This window comes from Chryseobacterium sp. PvR013, assembly GCF_017833095.1.
Classification (GTDB): domain Bacteria; phylum Bacteroidota; class Bacteroidia; order Flavobacteriales; family Weeksellaceae; genus Chryseobacterium; species Chryseobacterium culicis_A.
On record NZ_JAFIBT010000001.1, the window covers coordinates 3,433,403 to 3,453,295 of the forward strand.

The 19,893-nt window shown below is 36.6% G+C and carries 18 protein-coding genes; 14 read left to right on the plus strand and 4 right to left on the minus strand.

The annotated features are described in order from the left end of the window. Nucleotides 1–18 precede the first annotated feature (18 nt). The 6 genes from nadB (at nt 19) to JOE44_RS15670 (ending at nt 7,894) form a co-directional block, all read left to right on the plus strand. Nucleotides 19–1,590, plus strand: coding sequence for an L-aspartate oxidase (nadB, locus tag JOE44_RS15645; RefSeq protein WP_209786273.1), 1,572 nt, complete (start codon nt 19–21; stop codon nt 1,588–1,590). Between the two features lie 12 nt (nt 1,591–1,602). Next, the gene (gene nadC / locus JOE44_RS15650) at nt 1,603–2,463 is read left to right on the plus strand and encodes a carboxylating nicotinate-nucleotide diphosphorylase (protein ID WP_209786274.1); all 861 of its coding nucleotides are present in this window, start codon (nt 1,603–1,605) and stop codon (nt 2,461–2,463) included. 208 nt (nt 2,464–2,671) lie between these two features. After that, the gene (locus JOE44_RS15655) at nt 2,672–5,260 is read left to right on the plus strand and encodes a TonB-dependent receptor plug domain-containing protein (protein ID WP_209786275.1); all 2,589 of its coding nucleotides are present in this window, start codon (nt 2,672–2,674) and stop codon (nt 5,258–5,260) included. An 87-nt stretch (nt 5,261–5,347) separates the two neighbouring features. After that, nucleotides 5,348–5,779: a hypothetical protein gene (locus JOE44_RS15660; RefSeq protein WP_089692819.1), complete on the plus strand. Its 432-nt coding sequence runs from the start codon at nt 5,348–5,350 to the stop codon at nt 5,777–5,779. A gap of 67 nt (nt 5,780–5,846) precedes the next feature. Continuing rightward, on the plus strand, nt 5,847–6,839 hold the full coding sequence (locus JOE44_RS15665; RefSeq protein WP_209786276.1) for an aspartate-semialdehyde dehydrogenase: 993 nt from the start codon (nt 5,847–5,849) through the stop codon (nt 6,837–6,839). A gap of 56 nt (nt 6,840–6,895) precedes the next feature. Beyond that, complete coding sequence (locus JOE44_RS15670; RefSeq protein ID WP_209786277.1) at nt 6,896–7,894, plus strand: cation diffusion facilitator family transporter; 999 nt, start codon at nt 6,896–6,898, stop codon at nt 7,892–7,894. A gap of 37 nt (nt 7,895–7,931) precedes the next feature. On the opposite strand, the gene JOE44_RS15675 is transcribed toward JOE44_RS15670, so the two are convergent. Next, nucleotides 7,932–8,378: an exosortase F system-associated protein gene (locus JOE44_RS15675; RefSeq protein ID WP_105683203.1), complete on the minus strand. Its 447-nt coding sequence runs from the start codon at nt 8,376–8,378 to the stop codon at nt 7,932–7,934. Beyond that, the gene (xrtF, locus tag JOE44_RS15680) at nt 8,365–8,895 is read right to left on the minus strand and encodes an exosortase family protein XrtF (RefSeq protein WP_209786278.1); all 531 of its coding nucleotides are present in this window, start codon (nt 8,893–8,895) and stop codon (nt 8,365–8,367) included. The genes JOE44_RS15675 and xrtF overlap by 14 nt, the downstream gene beginning before the upstream one ends. 229 nt (nt 8,896–9,124) lie before the next feature. On the opposite strand from xrtF, the gene JOE44_RS15685 reads away from it, so the two are divergent. From JOE44_RS15685 to JOE44_RS15710, 6 genes are all read left to right on the plus strand, one after another. After that, nucleotides 9,125–10,144 (plus strand): phosphotransferase, encoded by a 1,020-nt coding sequence (locus JOE44_RS15685; RefSeq protein ID WP_209786279.1) that lies wholly within the window; start codon nt 9,125–9,127, stop codon nt 10,142–10,144. A gap of 102 nt (nt 10,145–10,246) precedes the next feature. Continuing rightward, entirely contained in the window at nt 10,247–10,654 is a 408-nt protein-coding gene (locus tag JOE44_RS15690; RefSeq protein ID WP_209786280.1) for an RNase adapter RapZ, read from the plus strand. Nucleotides 10,655–10,744: 90 nt separating this feature from the next. Continuing rightward, the gene (locus JOE44_RS15695) at nt 10,745–11,458 is read left to right on the plus strand and encodes a nucleotidyltransferase family protein (protein WP_209786281.1); all 714 of its coding nucleotides are present in this window, start codon (nt 10,745–10,747) and stop codon (nt 11,456–11,458) included. 8 nt (nt 11,459–11,466) lie between these two features. Then, the gene (locus tag JOE44_RS15700) at nt 11,467–12,219 is read left to right on the plus strand and encodes a TIGR00730 family Rossman fold protein (RefSeq protein ID WP_114819820.1); all 753 of its coding nucleotides are present in this window, start codon (nt 11,467–11,469) and stop codon (nt 12,217–12,219) included. A gap of 58 nt (nt 12,220–12,277) precedes the next feature. Further along, nucleotides 12,278–12,748, plus strand: coding sequence for a DUF6702 family protein (locus JOE44_RS15705; protein WP_228377469.1), 471 nt, complete (start codon nt 12,278–12,280; stop codon nt 12,746–12,748). A gap of 278 nt (nt 12,749–13,026) precedes the next feature. Next, nucleotides 13,027–13,578 (plus strand): inclusion body family protein, encoded by a 552-nt coding sequence (locus JOE44_RS15710; protein WP_079240110.1) that lies wholly within the window; start codon nt 13,027–13,029, stop codon nt 13,576–13,578. A 78-nt stretch (nt 13,579–13,656) separates the two neighbouring features. On the opposite strand, the gene JOE44_RS15715 is transcribed toward JOE44_RS15710, so the two are convergent. Continuing rightward, on the minus strand, nt 13,657–15,063 hold the full coding sequence (locus tag JOE44_RS15715) for a DUF5689 domain-containing protein (RefSeq protein ID WP_209786282.1): 1,407 nt from the start codon (nt 15,061–15,063) through the stop codon (nt 13,657–13,659). A gap of 26 nt (nt 15,064–15,089) precedes the next feature. Then, nucleotides 15,090–17,963 (minus strand): carboxypeptidase-like regulatory domain-containing protein, encoded by a 2,874-nt coding sequence (locus tag JOE44_RS15720; RefSeq protein ID WP_209786283.1) that lies wholly within the window; start codon nt 17,961–17,963, stop codon nt 15,090–15,092. Between the two features lie 247 nt (nt 17,964–18,210). On the opposite strand from JOE44_RS15720, the gene JOE44_RS15725 reads away from it, so the two are divergent. Together JOE44_RS15725 and JOE44_RS15730 are read left to right on the plus strand one after the other, a co-directional pair. Further along, complete coding sequence (locus tag JOE44_RS15725; RefSeq protein ID WP_209786284.1) at nt 18,211–19,401, plus strand: endonuclease; 1,191 nt, start codon at nt 18,211–18,213, stop codon at nt 19,399–19,401. A gap of 51 nt (nt 19,402–19,452) precedes the next feature. After that, nucleotides 19,453–19,872 (plus strand): DUF6146 family protein, encoded by a 420-nt coding sequence (locus JOE44_RS15730; protein WP_209786285.1) that lies wholly within the window; start codon nt 19,453–19,455, stop codon nt 19,870–19,872. Nucleotides 19,873–19,893: the final 21 nt, after the last annotated feature.

A 19,893-nucleotide genomic window follows, 5' to 3' on the forward strand; every position in this document is an offset into this window, starting at 1 on the left:
TGTACCTAAAGCCAGCATATGATAAAAGCGGATGTATTAGTAATCGGTTCCGGCATTTCCGGACTTTCCTATGCCATTAAAGTTTCTGAACAGCTCCCTGATGCCAAAATCATTATTGTAACAAAATCTGATGAAGACGAAAGCAACACAAAATACGCTCAAGGCGGTCTTGCTGTTGTTACAGATTCTAAAAATGATAATTTCAGCAAACATATTGAAGACACGATGCGAGCCGGAGACGGGGAAAACAAACGCGATGTCGTAGAAATGGTCGTTACGGAAGCTCCAAAAAGATTTAAAGAAATTGTAGAATGGGGCGCACAGTTCGATATGAAGAATGGTAAATTCGCTTTAGGAAGAGAAGGAGGTCATACCGAAAACAGAATCGTCCATCATAAAGATATCACAGGTTTTGAAATTGAAAGAGCTTTATTGCAAACGGCTAATAACAGCCCGAATATCGAAATTCTTGACCATCATTATGTGATTGATATTATTACACAGCACCATGTTCCCGGAAAAGAACTTAATGAAGGAGACATCCATTGTTATGGCGCTTATATTCTGGATGAGAAATCCAAAACAATCAAAAAAATAACGTCTAAAATAACACTGGCTGCCACTGGGGGAGCCGGACATGTTTATAAGAATACAACCAATCCTACTATTGCTACCGGAGACGGAATTGCTTTCGTAGCCCGTGCCAAAGGAAAGGTTTCCAATATGCAGTATTATCAGTTCCACCCAACTGCCTTATATAGCAAAATGGATGGAATGTTATTTTTAATTTCAGAAGCTGTTCGCGGAGACGGAGCTAAATTAAGAACCAAAAGAGGCGAAAAGTTCATGCATAAATATGATGAACGTGAGGAACTCGCATCAAGAGATATTGTAGCAAGAGCCATCGATGCCGAAATGAAAATTACAGGAGACGAATTTGTCGGTTTAGATTGTAAGGAAATGAATCATGAAAAATTCTTAGAACATTTCCCGAATATTTATAAAAAATGTAAAGACGAAGGAATTGATCCTTTCACTCAATTGATTCCTGTTGTACCTGCCTGCCACTACTTAATGGGAGGAATTGAAGTAGACAGAGACGGACAATCTTCCATCAGAAATCTTTTTGCAGTAGGAGAATGTACCAACTCAGGACTTCACGGGGCCAACAGACTTGCTTCCAACTCATTGCTTGAAGGCTTGGTTTTCGGACACAATGCCGCTATGAAAACAGTAGAGCTTCTGAATGAAAACAGTTTCAACTTTGATGATCTTAAAGCCGTTCCGGAATGGAATGAAGAAGGAATGAAAATCATGGACGAAATGGTCATTGTCAGCTATCTGAGAAAACAGCTTCAGGAAATGATGAGTGATCTGGTAGGTATTGTAAGAAGCAACAGACGTCTGAATATGGCACTGCAAAAACATCAGGAAATTGCCGCAGCGGTGGATGAAATCTACCACTACTCTATTCTTTCCCCTCAATTATCAGAATTAAGAAACTTAACAACCGTTGCACATCTCATCATTACCCAATCTATGGAAATGACTGAAAATAAAGGAGCATTTTATAATAAAGATTTAGTCTAAAAGAATCACACAATGAAAAGACCAGCATACGTAACAGATAAAGCGTTAAAGACATTCATAAAAAGTGCACTTGAGGAAGATATTCAGGATGGAGACCACTCTACCCTGTCTACTATTCCGCAGGATCTTGTACAAAGTGCTAAGCTTTTGGTGAAACAGGACTGTATTCTTGCAGGGGTTGAACTGGCAGAAATCATTTTCAAGACTTTTGACAAAAATCTGAAAGTGGAAATTTTCATTAAAGATGGAACCCCCTGTAAATTCGGGGATGTAGCCCTTATCGTAACAGGAAGCGCAAGATCTATTCTTTCCACAGAGAGATTTGTTCTTAACTGCATGCAGAGGATGAGCGGTATCGCAACCCTTACCCATGAATGGGATTCCAGATTAGTAGGTACAAAAACTAAACTTTTAGATACAAGAAAAACGACACCTAACTTCAGAATGTGTGAAAAATGGGCGGTAGCTATTGGCGGCGGAACCAATCACAGATATGGTCTTTATGACATGATCATGCTGAAAGATAATCATATTGATTACAACGGAAGCATCACCAATGCTGTAGCAATGGCAAAGGATTATGTTAAAAAGAACAAGAAAAAGTTAAAAATAGAGGTCGAAACCAGAAACCTGGAAGAAGTTCAGGAAGCAATTAATGCAAAGGTGGACAGAATCATGCTTGATAATATGGATGTAAAAACAATGAAGCAGGCTGTAAAAATGATCAACGGCGCTTGTGAGTCTGAAGCTTCCGGAGGAATTACCCGGGATATGCTCAAGGAAATTGCATCAACAGGCGTAACATTCATCTCTGTAGGAGCCCTTACACACTCTGCAGATAATATAGATTTGAGTCTCAAAGCAGTGAAATAGCGTTGAATTTTTAACAAAAACACACCCCCTTTGTTAAAAATTCAATAACATGACTTTTTTCATACAAAAATTCAATTTTTAGCCATAATATTGATTTTTAACACTTTAAGATTATTAAGACTGATTAAAAATTAACATTGAGTTAATAATAGTTAAATTTTATTTTGCGAATTTTGCAGAAAATTAAATCTAATTATTACTAACGATTATGAAATTAATCAACAAATCGATACTAACTGCGGTTATTACATTATCTACAGCTAGTGTTTATTACGCTCAACAAGTTCAGGACACGGTACAAAAGTCCAAAGATATTGAGGAGGTAATCTTAAGAGGTGTTACGGATATCGCTAAAGATAGAAAGACACCGGTAGCAGTATCTACTATTAAGGCTGCTCAGATTTTAGAAAGACAAGGAAACCAAGAACTTGTCGAAATACTAAACACAACACCTTCCGTATATGCTACAAAAGGAGGTGGTGGTTTCGGAGATTCTCAAATTGTAATGCGTGGATTTGAGTCTAGAAACATTGCAGTAATGGTAAACGGTATGCCTGTAAACGATATGGAAGGTGGTACTGTTTATTTCTCAAACTGGACTGGATTATCTGATGTAACAAGTACATTACAGGTTCAAAGAGGATTAGGTTCTTCTAAATTAGCAATTGCTTCTGTTGGAGGTACAATGAACTTCATCACCAAGTCTGCAGACATGAAAAGAGGAGGAGTTATTAGATTAGGAGTTGGTAACAATGACTATTTAAAAACATCTTTTGCCTATAATACTGGAAAATCTAAGGATGGTATTTCTGCATCATTCTTAATGAGCAGACAAGCTGGTGGTACTTATATTGAAAATACTGATTACGAATCTTATGCATATTTCTTTGCATTAGGTTATGAGATCAATAAAAAACATAACTTACAGTTCTCAATCACTTCTGCGCCTCAGTGGCACGATCAAAGAACTTTTGCTCCAACAATCCAAAATTATATCAACTATAATCCAGATCATGACGGAACTCCTAATAGAAGATATAACTCAGATTTTGGATATTATACTGATGCAAATGGAAACAAAGTTGCTTTAGCAAACAGAGCAAACTACTATTCTAAGCCGGTAATGATGTTAAACTGGGACTGGACGATGAGCGAAAAGTCGAAGTTAAGTACAGTTGCATATATGTCTAACGGTAGAGGTGGTGGAACTGGTGACTTAGGTCGACTAGGAAACAAAAGTATTAATGACGCAAGCTTTACTGATGCATCAGGACACATCAACTATGATGCTCTCTTTGCAGCTAACGCAGCTGTTAATTTAGATACAGCAGGTGCAGGAAGTACTATTGTTCGTAGATCAAGTATCAATTCACACAACTGGTATGGTATCTTAGCAAACTTCCAACACAAAGTTAACGATAACTGGAATTTCTCAATCGGTACAGATGACAGATACTACTACGGTTACCACTATCAGGTGCTTACAGATCTTTACGGAGCTAAAGGATACAAAGATGCAGCTAACAAAAACATCACAGCACCTAGAATCGTAAATGCACTTTATGACTATAAAAAACTTTCTTGGAATCCTTTCGGAGGAAAATTAGCTCCAGCTGAAGATCAGGTAGGATACAGCAACGATGGTGAAGTTATTTGGTACAGTGGATTTGCACAGGTAGAATATACCAAAGATAAATTATCTGCATTCTTACAAGGTTCCGTATCTAACCAAGGGTATCAGAGAATTGATAACTACGTAGTAGACGGAAGCACATTAAGAGGTCAAACCATCAACACGAAAACAGGATTCAAAAATATTTTCGGATATAATATTAAAGGGGGTGCTAACTATAACATTAATGAGCAACATAACGTTTTTGCTAACTTAGGTTATTACAGCAAACAACCATTCCTTAATACTGTTTACCCAAGTAACCAGCAACTTATTAATCCTTATCTGACTAACGAGAAGATTTCTTCTGCGGAAGTTGGTTATGGGTTCAGATCTGCAAAATTCACTGCAAATGTTAACGTATACAGAACACAGTGGAAAGACAGATGGTTAAGAAAAACAGGTCAGACTTTCAATTTAGCAGACGGTACAACGACTACAGGTTATTCTGAAATCAATGGTATCACTGAAATTCACCAAGGTGTAGAATTTGATGGAGTATACAAACCAAACCGTTTCTTAGAAATTCAAGGAATGTTCTCTTGGGGAGATTACTATTACAAAGGAAATGCTAGTGTAGCTTCTTTTGATGACAACAACAACCCTGTTACTTTAGCTGGATCAGCAGGAAACGAATTATACTTAGATAAAGTAAAAGTAGGTGGTTCAAGTAACAACAGTATCCCTCAGATGACTGCATCATTAGGACTTACTGTAAAACCGGTAAAAGATCTTAACATCTTCGGAACATGGAGATATGTAGGTAAACTTTATTCTACAATTGACGCTGGAACATTTACCAATATTGCAGCTCAGGACAGAGGAGTATTGAAATTACCTGATTTCAACTTATTTGATGTAGGTTTCTCTTACAAAATCAGATTACAAAACGAAGCTCAGTACTTCACAATCGGAGCTAACGTTTACAACTTGTTTGATAAAATTTATATTTCTGATTCTGCAACAAGTATCTTCGGAACAGATAAAATTACAGCAAACAATGATCCTGACAAAGGGAAAACTTATGAAGAAGCTGGTAGAATGTACAATGGTATTGCAACTGGTAACCGTGCTTATTTCGGTTTCGGAACTACTTGGGCAGCAACATTATCATTCAACTTCTAATAATATCACAATATTAGATTTTATAAATATCAATCCCGGCTTTGAGCCGGGATTTTTGTTATCTTTGTGTACAAAAAAAATAGGATTATGGATTTTTACAACATTTTACTTAATGCCCACAAAGGTTTCGGGTATCTTGAAATTCTTTTGGTAACATTATTTATCATTGCACTTTTAGCTACCATGTTTGGTTTCAGTGGAAAAGTGAACAAATTTCTGAAGAAAACAACTCTTTTCACGATGATTTTCTTCCACGTTCAGTTTTTATTGGGAATCATTATGTTGATCACAACTTTTAGCAAAGGTTTAAACATGGGAGAAGTAATGAAAAATGCAGCATTGAGATTTCAATATGTTGAACATCCATTCTCTATGCTTATTGCGGCAGTTTTGATGACGATCGTCAACAAAAAAGTAAAATCAAATGATACTATTTCTTTAGGAGTAGTGATTATGGGACTGATTGCAGTAGGTTTATTTGCATTTGCATTCCCTTGGACAAGAGTCTTCGGGGCTTAAAACAGACAAAGAAATTATATGCGTTATAATTTATAAATAGTTTAATCTTAAATTTTTAATTAAATCAATGAAAGTAGCTGTAGTAGGTTCAACAGGAATGGTTGGACAAGTTATGCTTAAAGTTTTGGAGGAGAGAAACTTCCCTGTAACAGAATTAATCCCGGTAGCATCCGAAAGATCTGTAGGCAAGAAGGTGAAGTATAAACAGAAGGAATTTACGATTGTAAGCATGAAGGACGCTATAGCTGCCAAACCGGATATTGCCATCTTCTCTGCTGGAGGCTCTACTTCTCTTGAATTCGCTCCTTTATTTGCAGAAGCTGGAACAACAGTCATTGACAATTCTTCTGCATGGAGAATGGATCCTGATAAAAAATTAGTGGTTCCGGAAATCAATGCTGATGTGCTAACAAAAGAAGATAAAATCATTGCAAATCCGAATTGTTCTACCATTCAATTAGTAATGGTTCTTGGGCCGTTGAACAAAAAATATGATTTAAAAAGAGTAATTGTTTCTACTTACCAGTCTGTAACAGGAACAGGTAAAGCTGCTGTAGACCAGTTAAACGGTGAAATCAATGGAGATGATGCTACTGAAAAAGTCTATCCTTACCAGATTTTCAAAAATGCATTACCACACTGTGATGTATTTGCAGAAGATGATTACACGAAAGAAGAGATCAAACTGATGAAGGAACCTAAGAAAATTTTAGGTGATGATACCTTCAACCTGACAGCAACCGCTGTAAGAGTTCCGGTTCAGGGAGGACATTCTGAAAGTGTAAATATTGAATTCGAAAATGAATTTGAACTGGACGAAGTAAGAAAAATCTTAGCTGAAACTCCGGGAGTCATTGTAATGGATGATGTAAAAAACAACCACTACCCGATGCCTCTGTATTCAGAAGGAAAAGATGAGGTCTTTGTGGGAAGAATCAGAAGAGATCTTTCGCAGCCCAAAACGCTCAACCTCTGGATCGTTGCAGACAATCTGAGGAAAGGAGCAGCAACAAACGCTGTACAAATTGCAGAATACCTTGTAGCAAACAACTTAGTATAAACTAACAAAATAAAAAGAGTCTCAGAATTGAGATTCTTTTTTTTATCAAACACAGTATGAATACCCAGAAAAATACCCATAAAGAGAAAATAGGATTCCAGAAGCTTATTGCTACATTTGGAATCATCCTTTTTGTCGGAAAAATTATAGCATGGAAACTCACCAATTCCGACGCTGTTTTTTCCGATGCTATGGAAAGTATTGTCAATGTCATCAGTGCATTCATGGGGCTTTATTCACTCCATCTTGCTTCCAAACCTAAAGATGAAGATCACCCTTACGGCCATGGAAAAGTAGAATTCGTTACTTCCGGCATTGAAGGTGCTCTTATTGCTATAGCCGGCGTTATGATTATTTATGAGGGAATTCATAGTCTTATCGTAGGAAAAACGCTGAGTAAAATTGATCTCGGAATCTGGATTATTGCAGCCACTGCAGTCATTAATTATCTCCTGGGATATATTTCTATTAAAAAAGGAGAAAAAGAAAACTCTCTGGTTCTCATTTCATCCGGTAAACACCTTCAGTCTGACACCATTACAACGCTTGGAGTGGTTGCCAGTTTAATTATTGTTTACTTCACCAAAATCTATTGGCTCGATTCAGTAGTAGCCTTAAGTTTTGGACTTTATATCATATTTGTAGGCTATAAAATCGTCCGAAAATCATTAAGCGGTATTATGGACGAACAGGATCCTGAAATATTAAATCAGGTCATTAGAATCCTTGAAGAGAATCGACAAATAGAATGGATTGATGTACACAATATGAAAATTCAACAATTCGGATCTTCCCTGCATATTGATGCCCATATTACCCTTCCATGGTATTATGATCTGCGTGATGCCCATGGAGAAATGGAAAAAGTAATCATCCTTCTCGCTAAAAACATGAAACGCAGTATTGAGTTCAATTTTCATATGGATGATTGCAAACCGATTTCATGCCCGGTATGCCAGATCAAAGACTGTCCTGTGCGGGAGAAAGATTTCATTAAACGAGTGGAATGGACTCCGGAAAATATCACCAGCGTGAATAAACATACTACAGAATAACGGGAAAATAAAGAAATACCGATGACTTTTCGCCTTCTTATCTATTTTCAGTTTCTTTACTGATCATTTGTTTCCTGTAATAAAACATCGGAACAATCAACAGGATAATCAAAGGCTGGATCACAAATCTTCTCATATAAAAAGAAAAAAGATAACCTATTTCGAACTTATCATAAATACAGTACAGGTAAATTGGCAGTGTAATAACAAATACCACAAGGATCATGATCGCTCCCTGTAAAGTCCATTCCTTATTTTTAAATAAACCATAGATAATCAGGCAGGAAAAAAGAAGGTTTAAAATAAACCTGAACACATGTCCGGCAATAAGCCTTCCCCATTCAAATGCTGGGAATTCGATATTTTTATTGGCTTCATGAAAGTAGCCTAAAAACGGGTCATAAAAAACCGCATTCTCAAGAACTCTTACACTTATCAATCCGCAAACTCCTGCGATCACCAGAAACCAACTAAGAATTTTCATGTTTTAATGCAAAAAATTTAATCCAGATCAACCAAAGAACTACCACACTTCCGTAAATAATAGCAGGGAAAATAAAATCATGAAACATCTTTCCGTATTCCTTATGATCAGACATGACGATATTTAATCCTACAATTCTCAAAAGGTTTATAATATATAACAATACTAATCCTACTCCCACAAAAACAAAAGTTTTCACCCCTTTGTAGAAAGCAAAAACAAAAGACACAAATAAAATGATGACAGAGATCGCATTACAACCCTCCACCATTCTCGTTACATAATTGTGTTTTACATAAAACCAAACCTGCTCGTTCTTTACATCATCATAAAGCTCCGTGGGATAACCAATAACGTTCTGCAGAGAAGTCACCTGATTGGCAATCATCCTTGAAAAAGAATCCAGCCCGGAATCTTTACCGCTATTCAGGTAGAACTGATAGGCAATAAGCAACACCAGGTAAATAATAATAAAACGCAATAAAATACCTAAAACAGGTTTAAAGTCTTTCAGCATACTGCAAAGATAAAAATTAGCATGTAATATCCTGAATTTGAATAAAGAAAGTTAAAAACCAGGAATAAAACCCTACGGATTTAGGATATATTACTTAAAATTTTTCACAAAAACATTCAATAAGATCAATATTATAAAGCTTCCCTCCCATACTCTTCAGCTTTCATCCATCACTTCTTTAAACTATAATTTCCAACTCATGTTAATTTAGTATATTTGTTTCCATATTATGACTTCTGAAAACGCAAAACGATTTTTTGAAAACCATTTAGGTAAAAAATCTTCCGAATTCGTCACATTAGCTCAAAGCGGCTCTGCGAGGGTAAATTTTCTGGCCACTGCCGGTACTGAAAAATACATCATCACGTACAATGAAAATATCCCGGAAAATGAAAGTTTTCTTTATTATTCCGAAGTATTCTCAGGCCTGAAACTTAATACCCCATCCATTCTTGCTATTTCTGATGACAGAAAAATGTACATCCAGGAATTCCTGGGACAGCATACGCTTTCTGAGATCATTGCAAAAGAAAAAACAGCTTCTTCGGTAAGATCCTTGGTTCAGCAGACTTTAGAAAAGCTTTTCAAAATGCAGGTACAGACCCAGGGAAAAATTGACTTTTCAAAAACCTTTGAATATGAAAGTTATGATGAACTTCCCGTGATTCATGATCTTTATTATTTTAAAAACTTTGTGGCCGATTTCCTGGAGCTTGAATACAGCAAATCTGCTCTTCTGAAAGAATTCAAAAGAATTGCAGTTCTCATTGAGAATCTTGAGCCTAAAGGAATTATGATCCGCGATTTCCAGGCACGAAATATCATGGTAAATGAAAAGGATCAAGTCTCTTTCATCGATTACCAGTCGGCAATGAAAGGCCCGCTAATGTATGATGTGATCTCTTTTCTTTTTCAGGCTAAAGCTAATTTTCCTGAAGATTTCAAACAGGAAATGCTGGAATTTTATATTCAGCAGTTCGAAGATCCTGAAACAAGAAGTCAGCTAAAAAATGCAGTGATGCCTATTCAGATGATGAGATTTTTACAGGTTTTAGGAGCCTACGGGTTCAGAGGACTGATTCAAAGAAAACCCCATTTCATAGCCAGCCTTGAAAAAGGGATTCAGAATATAACACAGTTTGCAGACTCATGGGAACAGATGAACAATTATCCAGAACTGCAAAAAGTAATTCAGCAACTGACATCAGAGAAGGCAAAGCAAAAAATTGAAGAAATAATAAATAAATAAGTCTTCGGCTCCGCTCAGACTGACAGATTGAAAATATTTGAGCAAAGCACAAAGCGACTTCAACATAACTAAATAAGCCTTAATGGTTTAAAAATAAAAAATATGCTACACATCGAGATACACAGTTTTTCTTACAAGAAAGGAGGAATTCCTAAAGACAATTCAGGAAACGGCGGAGGTTTCGCTTTTGACTGCCGTGGAATTTTAAATCCCGGAAGAATTGAAGAATATAAAATCCAGACCGGAAATGACATTGGAGTTCAGGAATATCTGGAAACGAAAACAGAAATGCCCAGGTTTTTAGAACTGATAAAATCTCTTGTTTCCATCAATATCGACGACTATCTTGCAAGAGGCTTTGAACACCTGCAGATCAATTTCGGGTGTACTGGCGGGCAGCACAGATCGGTATATTCTGCTATAAAAATCGCCGAATTTATCAAAGAAAAATATACTGAAGGAACTCAGGTAACCCTTCATCATGACGAACAACCCCAACTGAATAAATAAATGGTAAGCGATGATTGATAAATGATTTAATTGTCATTTATTAATTGTAAGGTTTTATCATTCATCCACTATCATTTATAATTATAAAAAATGAAAGCTCTAATCTTCGCAGCTGGAAAAGGTACCAGACTTAAACCGTTTACAGATCACCATCCGAAAGCTTTGGCAAAAGTAAATGAAGTTCCGCTTCTGGAAAGAAATATCAAATACCTGAAAAGCTATGGAATCACTGACTTTGTGATTAATATTCATCATTTTGGAGATCAGATTGTTGATTTTTTAAATAAAAACAATAATTTCGGATGTAAGATTGAAATCTCTGATGAAACCAATGAACTTCTGGAAACAGGTGGCGGCTTGATTTTTGCAAGAAAATTCCTTGATCACGGAGAAGATTTTTTAATCCTGAATGCTGATATTCTAACAGACCTGAACATCAATGCATTGGTAGAATACCACAAAAAGATAAAAGATTTTGCTACTTTAGCGGTTTCGGACAGGGAAAGTTCGAGAAAACTCCTTTTCAATGATGATATGGTTTTGAGAGGCTGGCTGAATGTACAAACCGGAGAACAGAGGCTGGCAGAATTCAATAAAGGTTTTAAGGCTCTTGCTTTCAGTGGAATTCATTGTATCAATCCTGTCATCTTCAAAAAAATAAAAAGAACAGGCAAATTTTCTGTTATGGAAGAATATCTTGACCTCATGCAGACCGAACATATACACGGCTTTGTACATGACAGTATTCTTATTGATGTCGGAAGACCGTCTTCCGTAATAGAGGCCGAGAAACATTTTAAATAAATTTTACAATGGAAATTGATGGAACTAGGGATGAAAGTTTAGTAAATCCAGAACTTGATAGTAACGAAACAAAACTACATAACAGTTTCAGACAAAAAACCTGGGACGAAACAATCACCAAAGACAGTTGGATGGTATTCAAGGTCATGGCTGAATTTGTTGACGGCTATGAAAAACTGGCTAAAATTGGTCCTTGTGTTTCTATATTTGGGTCTGCCCGATTGAAACCGGAGAACAAATATTATGAAATGGCTGTAGATATTGCTGAAAAGATCACCAAACTAGGTTTCGGAATTATTACCGGAGGCGGCCCGGGGATCATGGAGGCAGGAAATAAAGGAGCTTTCAATGCGAAAGGAAAATCTATCGGACTTAATATTGATCTTCCTTTTGAACAGCACTTTAATCCTTATATTAATAAATCCTATTCCATGAATTTTGATTACTTTTTCGTGAGAAAAGTAATGTTTGTAAAATACTCTCAAGGTTTCGTAGTAATGCCTGGAGGATTCGGAACGCTGGATGAGCTGACTGAAGCAATGACCCTGATTCAAACCAACAAAATTGGAAAATTCCCAATCGTTTTGGTAGGAAGTGAATTCTGGGGAGGATTACTGGATTGGTTTAAAGCAACCCTGTTAAAAGAAGGGATGATTGCTGAAGATGATCTTGATCTTTATCGTGTGGTAGACACTGCTGATGAGGCCGTAGCACATATAAAAGCCTTTTATGATAAATATTCTGTGAATGTAAATTTTTAATTGGCATATTATTTGTGACTTATAATGAACAAGTATGATTGTAAATCTATTAATTAAGATGAAAAAACTTTTATATATATCAGGAATTTTAACATTTTTTGTGTTAATGAGTTTTATGTATGTAGACTTTTTCTCTTCAATGACCAAAGTGGACTATATTGATGGAAGCAAGACATTGAAGTTTACCACAAAAATGAATACAAGCCATATCTCTGACGCGATTAAAATCAACCCAAATACGGCAGGATTTGAAGCAGAGGTAAAAAAATATGTGAACAATAATTTTGATGTATTTGTCAATGGAGCTCCTAAAACGATTACCTTCACAGGAAGTCAGGTCAGCGGAGAAACTGTATGGGTATATTTTGAAACCGGAGGTGTTTCAGATATCAATACCTTAAAGATTAAAAATACGATCCTTTTGAGCGCTTTTCCTAAGCAGATCAATCTGGTGAACATTGCCTATAAAGGCAGCCAGAAAACAATGAACTTCCAAAGAGGAAAAGAAGTGAACGAGGTTTCTTTTTAAACGAAAATTAGATTTAACCATTATAAAATGGGTACCCTGAGAAGTTGAACTTTTCAGGGTATTTTTTTTGCATCATAAAAAATCACTTCGAGGAGATTAATTAAGTACAAATACTTAATCTTAAATTTCAGCATTTCCACTCTAATATTTTCATTTTCAGCAATGTACATTTGTATTGTAATTACAACCACCAAGGTGAAGCCGGAATCACATAAATAACGGGGCGAAATCTGAAAAGCCACATGAGTAAGAAAACACCAAACTAAAAACGAAATATCATGGACGATGTACAACAAAAATCATCCAGTCAGGAAATAGATGTCCTGATTGTAATAGACACGGATTATGTAAGAGCTACTTATCCAAACCCAAGTAAAGACCCTAATAATCCTACAGGAATTGATCATAACAGCCAGCATATGATTGTTTCCAATGCCAACGCAATTTCCGGACAAGGTTCTGCCGATCTGAATTTCAGCGCAAGAGCCGGAGATACAGTTTCCTTCAGAGGAACTTCAATCTATCAGAATTCTGACGATGCTGTTATCATCTACAATATTAAGTACTGGTCCGGAGATCAGGTTTTTAACAGCTTTATATACAATTCTGTTGAAAGAAGACAAGCTGCAGTACCTAATTTGAATTCTCAAAATGGTCTTCCTGCCGCTGCTGCTGATATTACTTTTGCCAGTATCGACTCTAAAGTGAAAGCTACAGGAAAAGAGAATTTCTATGTACAGTTTGGACTTTACATTTTAGATCCGAATGACAGTAACAAACAGATTCTGTTTGGCTACTTTTACTGGGATCCAACAATTACAGTTAAATAAAAGGAAATAAAAAACCACTGCTGATGCAGTGGTTTTTGTTTTATAAAGTGTATTAGAATATATTGTTATCCTAATGTATTACTCAATTTTGATGTTATCAATCTGAACATCATAGATTCCACCATTTCCAGTTTTGATCGCAAACATATCTTTTCCGGCTGTAGTGTTAATATCTGTAATACCTGTAAGGGTAAGCTCCACTAATCTCCACTGTCCGTTTGTATTGATAGATCCTGTGTAAGAGTTAGCACTTTCTACTCCTAAAGTTGCCCCTGTAGAGAATGTACCTAAGTTAAACACATAGAAACCTCCACCTGCTTTGTATACGTTGAAAGAAAGAGTTTTTCCTGTTGCAGTACCTTTGATATACATTGTAATTCTTTTTGGTACAGCTGGTATTCCTGTAGTAGCCACAGAGGTAAATACATAATCGTTAGCTGTAGGAGTTCCTTTGATCTGAAGTGAATTTGTACCGTTATATCCCAAACCAACACCTTGTGTAGCGTAAGGCTTAAGACCGAAAGTATTTACACTTGATAAGAAAGTGGTCCAGTTTTCAAAGTCTGAACCTGCGAAAAGGTTTACAGCAGAAGCAGAAGGAGCATCTGGTTCACCTGGATTGAATCTGTCATTAGGGAAATTAATATCATCAAGATTTCTGATATACGCCTGATCCGTGAAAATTGTTGCATTACTTGAGCTTGTAAAACGGCTCAGAAGAAGAACGATTTCACCGCTTTTTGCATATTTAGGAGAGATCGGAGATTTCGCAAAAGTTGCATAATTACTGAAACGAAGATCTAATCTACCAGCTTTTTTATCAGTAATATAACGATCACCTGTAGCAGATTCATCAGCAAAAGTTTTTGTCAATTCAGGTTCTTCGAACTGAACATTTTTAATTTTTACAAGCTGATTGATGTGAGCACCATTTTTAAGAGCATCAGCGATAGAATTAAACTCTAATGGCTTTATTGCAGTTACTATAGCCTTTTGTCCGTCACAAACTCTTGCAATATAATTGGATACTTTATTAGGGTTGATTCTACCGATAGGATAGTTAGGATCAAAAGAACCTACTTTAATGTTCCCGTTAATACCTTGAACAATCAATCCTTTCAGGTTAATTCTTACTAAAGATCCGGTAGGATAATCAAGATACTGATTTCCACCATCGATGTCAATTTCAATCCCTTGTGTCGGGTTTTCAGGCTTATCTTGAAGGAACATCATTTTATAGATGTTTCCTGATTCATCACTTGAAGAAACATAGGCTTCAACGATATAATCTTCTTTAATGATATCGGCTTCCGTTGGTTTTGCTTTTGCAATAGTAGCAAGATCAGTTAACGGGTGATTAGCTGCTGCAAATTTGTTGGTACATTTAATTTCCGGCACCTCATAATCATCAGTTTTTACACAAGACGAGAATGACAGCATTGAAATAGCACTAAAGATCGCCGCTTTAAAATATATATTTTTCATTGTTTTCGATTTTTAATTTTAGTTTTTTAGAATCTGAATTGAAGGTTAACAAAATAAGATCGCCCTTGATTATACCAATACTTTGGTGCGAATACCATGTTTCCGCTGTCATAATCACTTGCATAATCAAGATAGTTAACGTTTCTGGTCTGCTCAAATCCTCCAGTAATATAATTTCTGTTATTAAGGATGTTATTAACAGATGCAGATACCAATACATAATATTTACCAATCACCCATGACTTCCCTGCGTTTACATTGAAGAAGAATGCTGAAGGCAGTTTTGTAGGCGTAAGAACTCTTGCAAGTTCTTCATCGTTTACCTGGTCATAAGGTACTCCCGGTGTATTAGGATTGGTATAGAATCTTGTTGTTCTGGTTACTGGAGACGGATCCAGGAACGAGTGCCCGAAATAGTTCCATGTTGCTCCTATCCACCAGTAATTAGGGCTGTAACGAAGACCTAGCGTATATGCCTCCTGAGGTGTACCTCCTTGTCTGTAGTTTTTAAGCGTTGCTTCACCCATGTTGGTATAAGATCTTGACACGATATTTCCGTTTCCGTCAAGCTCTCTGAATGTTCCAACCGCGTCAGATGCAAAATAAACAGTAGGGTTATTGGTATACGTATATTGTCCTAAACTTAATAATCCACTGGCAGTTAAAGTAGGAGTTACTTTCACCTGTGCACCAAGTTCAATACCCATATTTCTCTTATTGGCTCCAGCCAATACCTGTGTAATGAAAGCACCATCCTGAATTGGAGCCTGATCACCGCTCTCAGTAAGGTTTGTGAGTTTAACTCCCTGTGCGAAATACCGTTGTACACTTGTTTCGTTTTGAGTATTAACAAGGTAACCTGTCAGTCTAAGTTTAACAATCGGAGTAGAGATAACATAACTCAAATCGTTGGCATCAACAACAACATTTTTGATCCCAGGAGTTGTAACACCACTTACTCTTGTATTAAAATAAATATCATTTAAGAAAGGAGACTGTGAGAAGTAAGCTCCGTTATAAACCAGGAAGTTTCTCCCGTTAATTTTATAGGTAACCTGACCTTTAACACCTGCATTCCAGAAGTTTTGGTCTGATCCTTTTCCATAAGAAGACTCATACAGATAATGCTGGAACAATCCTTCTCTGCTGTTTGTTGTATACCCGAATAATCCGGAAATAAAAACATCAAATTTTCCTGTTGAGAATTTGAAAGCTGGGTTTATTTTGAATTCCTGTCTTCTGAAGATATAGCTGTACCCGATTTTATCACCTTCTCTTTTGGCAACATCCGTATCACTTTCTCTTGTATTGAATTTCCCCCAAACACTTCCTGCAGTGGTATTGGATGCAAAAGGATCCATATTCAGGGCAAAATCAGCACCTAAAAGATCGTTTACTTCCCTGTACTGTTCAGATCTGTAGTTCTGGTACGATAAGTTTAAGATAAAACGGGAAGTATCGGTGAAGTTATACGTATAGTGAGTAGATACATTCCATACTTTGTCATCTTTAACATCATCTACAAGATAATATGCTGCTCTTCTTCCGCCAAGTAACGCATTGTATTCTACGTTTCTGTTGGCATTATAAAGATTATCCCAGTTGATCTGTGTATGAGACTGATCATCATTCGTCCACCAGTCTCTTGTAATTCCGATGTTGGCACTCTGCTCCGGAGACGGATCTTTATAATTTAACCAATAACTTGGTAGATTACGATAGTAGGTTGGAGACGGGTTATTCGCTCTGTACCAATCCAATCTCGAACTGTATTCTTTCCCAAACTGGTAAGAAACAGATGTCCATAGCTGAGAGTTTTTATTGATTTTCCAGAAATCCTGTAATTGGATCATTGGCTGGAAACCTCTTTTTACTCTTTCATTTCTTTTATCTCCGTTTTGCCATCCCCAGTAAGAATTGTAATGAACTCCTCTGAAGTCATATACTTCCTGAGTACTTGGGCTTGAAGAACTTCTTGCATATTTAGAACCAATGGCATTTAAAGTCATGGTATGGCTGTCACTGAATTTCTTCTCAACACCAATATATCCACTATATGCATCATAAGCGGTACCATCCTGAATCCCTTCCTGTGCCCATCTTCTTGCAATCATTCCTGTAAATGCCCATCCGTTCTTATTCATTCCGGAAGAGAATCTGTAGGATAATCTGTTGGTATAGTTTCTGTTGGTCAGAGAGTACGTCAGCTGACTTCCTTTTCTGTACTCACTGGCTTTTGTATTCTTATAAAATACTCCGGTAGTTCCTCCGAAAGCATATTCTGAAGGTGCATGGTTCACTGCAATTTCCGGGTAACGGGTTATTTCGTTCAACCCTCCCCAGGTACTGAAGTCTACATCTCCATTATCTGCTGCGGCCATAGAAATCCCGTTGATCATATTCTCCCCTGTTCTGCTATCAATTCCTCTTGGGCGGAACCAGTATGGTCCTAAATCGAAACTTGCAATTCTGTTGAAAACATCCTGAGAAGACTGTAGCAAACCTACAGTTGCGGTTTGCTGAGCACCACCGCCATCACTTTCTCCAGAATCTTCTATTATAGCCAATCCCTGATCTGCACCGTTCAATGCAGAATAAAGAGTAATTACTCCAAGATCTTTTCTTTTCTCATCACTGGTTACATCAAATTCAAAAATTTTAGTTTCAAAATTGGGTTTTGTAACCATAATCTGATAATGTCCGGGCATCAAATCTTTAAATTGGAAATATCCGATTTTGTCTGCCTTTGCATCATTTCCTGCTCCTTTTAAATCTACACTTGCTTGCTCAACAGGTTTACCGTCTGCATCCTTAAGATACGCAAACACAGTTGTCTGCGCATAATAATATGAAGCAGGCAGCAAAGTAAATAAAGAGATCAATGATAATTTTTTAATCATGAGTATATTTATTTTTTAAATACTTTTCTTGTTAATTTTCAACAGTTTAAAAGTTGGGGGCACAAATTTAATCAAATTTTGTAATTCAGAACTTTTTTAACATTATTTTTTCATAACATTGCAATCTTTTAAGAATCATTATAAAAGAGAGGTTCGAATTACTGCTTTTAAATTTACAAATATTTAAAACGCAGTGAATTAAAAAAAAGTAAATTTGTAATTAATAGAATAATAAAACTCTAAAGAGATGAAGAGATTTTCGAGTCTGTTTGCCATTCTTATTTCGATCGTGGCATTCTCACAACAACAAGGAAAACTGAGAAAAGTAGCTACCGTAGGTTTTTTAAACGTAGAAAACCTTTGGGACACGATCCGTTCAGCAGATTATATTGACGGAACCAAAGACATAAAAAACCCTGCTTTCCACAGAAGTATTCCTATGGATTCAATCCAGTTTCTGGAAGCTGAAAAATACGACGGGCCATGGAGCGATGGTGCATTAAAAGGTAAAAAAGCAGTAAGAATACAAAGTGGCTCTGAAGAATTTACCCCGAAAAGCGCCAAAAATTACGGAACTAAAATTTACAAAGCGAAATTAGCTAACGAAGCTAAGGTGATTTCTGAAATGGGATCACAATATACCAAAACAGCTCCGGCAGTAGTAGGTTTAATAGAGGTTGAAAACAGACAGGTCATTCAGGATCTTGTGAACGAACCTGCTTTAAAGAAATATGACTACGGAATTATTCATTACAATTCTTATGACTACAGAGGGATTGACGTAGCCCTGATCTATCAGAAAAGAAGATTCACCCCTACCAATTCATTAAAAAAAGAACTGGTCATTTACGGTGACAACGGAAAAAGAGAATATACCAGAGACATCCTTGTAGTAACGGGCTTTTTAGATAATGAAAAAGTAGCATTTTTTATGAACCACTGGCCTTCAAGAAGAGGTGGTGAAGCGATTTCTTTGCCTAAAAGAAATGCAGCCGCTGCATTGTTAAAACAACATATGGACAGTGTAAGAGCTGCAGACCCAACGACTAAGCTTTTTGCAATGGGAGATTTTAATGATGATCCTGTAAGCCCAAGTTTAAAAAATCACCTGAAAGCTCAGGCAAGCCCTAAAGATTTAAGTGAAGAAACACCTTATCTTAATCTGATGTATCCTTTATATAAAAAGGGAGTTGCTTCTCTTGCGTATCAGGATGCTCCTAACCTGTTTGACCAGATCATCGTTTCTAAAAACGTAATTTCAGATCAGGTGACAAAAGAATATTCTGTATATAAGGCAGAGATTTTTGCACCCGCTTATTTAGTGAATAAAGAAGGAAATTATAAAGGATATCCTTTCAGATCCTGGAATGGAGATCAGTTTACAGGAGGCTACAGTGACCACTTTCCGGCATTTGTAGTTCTTCAGAAAGAACCATAAAAAAGTTAGGCACTCTTATTGGAGTGCTTTTTTTATGTAAATACCTACATCATGAAAAATATTATTTTATTAATAATGATTGCGTGGATCCCTTTCAGCTGTTTTTCTCAGGAAACCCCTAAGAAAGATAAAGAGCAACATGAAATGAAGCCTTCTAAAAACGAAGACGGTGAATGGGACCTTACGGTCATTGATACTCAGTTTGATTATTTTCTGAACGCTGTGGCTAAGCCCATCAGTCAGTATACAGAATCTTATCTGAAGACAAAAAATACATTTTTGGTCAACGAATGGAACGGCTATTATAATTCCGGCAGATATAGAAATATTATAGAATCCGGGATAGATTATGATCCTCAGGAAAACTACGGGATCAAGTTTGAATATAAATTATACCAGGTTTTCGTGTATGTCAACTGGAAATACAAACTAAGGTTGAACGGGTTAACCGGAAGTGACGCCATAAGGTAAGTATACATAATTCTCAATAAA

Excerpts from the sequence above, each read along its gene's own strand:
- nadB (WP_209786273.1), top strand. The coding sequence starts at position 19 with ATGATAAAAGCGGATGTATTAGTAATCGGTTCCGGCATTTCCGGACTT.
- nadC (WP_209786274.1), top strand. The coding sequence starts at position 1,603 with ATGAAAAGACCAGCATACGTAACAGATAAAGCGTTAAAGACATTCATA.
- JOE44_RS15655 (WP_209786275.1), top strand. The coding sequence starts at position 2,672 with ATGAAATTAATCAACAAATCGATACTAACTGCGGTTATTACATTATCT.
- JOE44_RS15660 (WP_089692819.1), top strand. The coding sequence starts at position 5,348 with ATGGATTTTTACAACATTTTACTTAATGCCCACAAAGGTTTCGGGTAT.
- JOE44_RS15665 (WP_209786276.1), top strand. The coding sequence starts at position 5,847 with ATGAAAGTAGCTGTAGTAGGTTCAACAGGAATGGTTGGACAAGTTATG.
- JOE44_RS15670 (WP_209786277.1), top strand. The coding sequence starts at position 6,896 with ATGAATACCCAGAAAAATACCCATAAAGAGAAAATAGGATTCCAGAAG.
- JOE44_RS15675 (WP_105683203.1), bottom strand. The coding sequence starts at position 8,378 with ATGAAAATTCTTAGTTGGTTTCTGGTGATCGCAGGAGTTTGCGGATTG.
- xrtF (WP_209786278.1), bottom strand. The coding sequence starts at position 8,895 with ATGCTGAAAGACTTTAAACCTGTTTTAGGTATTTTATTGCGTTTTATT.
- JOE44_RS15685 (WP_209786279.1), top strand. The coding sequence starts at position 9,125 with ATGACTTCTGAAAACGCAAAACGATTTTTTGAAAACCATTTAGGTAAA.
- JOE44_RS15690 (WP_209786280.1), top strand. The coding sequence starts at position 10,247 with ATGCTACACATCGAGATACACAGTTTTTCTTACAAGAAAGGAGGAATT.
- JOE44_RS15695 (WP_209786281.1), top strand. The coding sequence starts at position 10,745 with ATGAAAGCTCTAATCTTCGCAGCTGGAAAAGGTACCAGACTTAAACCG.
- JOE44_RS15700 (WP_114819820.1), top strand. The coding sequence starts at position 11,467 with ATGGAAATTGATGGAACTAGGGATGAAAGTTTAGTAAATCCAGAACTT.
- JOE44_RS15705 (WP_228377469.1), top strand. The coding sequence starts at position 12,278 with ATGAAAAAACTTTTATATATATCAGGAATTTTAACATTTTTTGTGTTA.
- JOE44_RS15710 (WP_079240110.1), top strand. The coding sequence starts at position 13,027 with ATGGACGATGTACAACAAAAATCATCCAGTCAGGAAATAGATGTCCTG.
- JOE44_RS15715 (WP_209786282.1), bottom strand. The coding sequence starts at position 15,063 with ATGAAAAATATATATTTTAAAGCGGCGATCTTTAGTGCTATTTCAATG.
- JOE44_RS15720 (WP_209786283.1), bottom strand. The coding sequence starts at position 17,963 with ATGATTAAAAAATTATCATTGATCTCTTTATTTACTTTGCTGCCTGCT.
- JOE44_RS15725 (WP_209786284.1), top strand. The coding sequence starts at position 18,211 with ATGAAGAGATTTTCGAGTCTGTTTGCCATTCTTATTTCGATCGTGGCA.
- JOE44_RS15730 (WP_209786285.1), top strand. The coding sequence starts at position 19,453 with ATGAAAAATATTATTTTATTAATAATGATTGCGTGGATCCCTTTCAGC.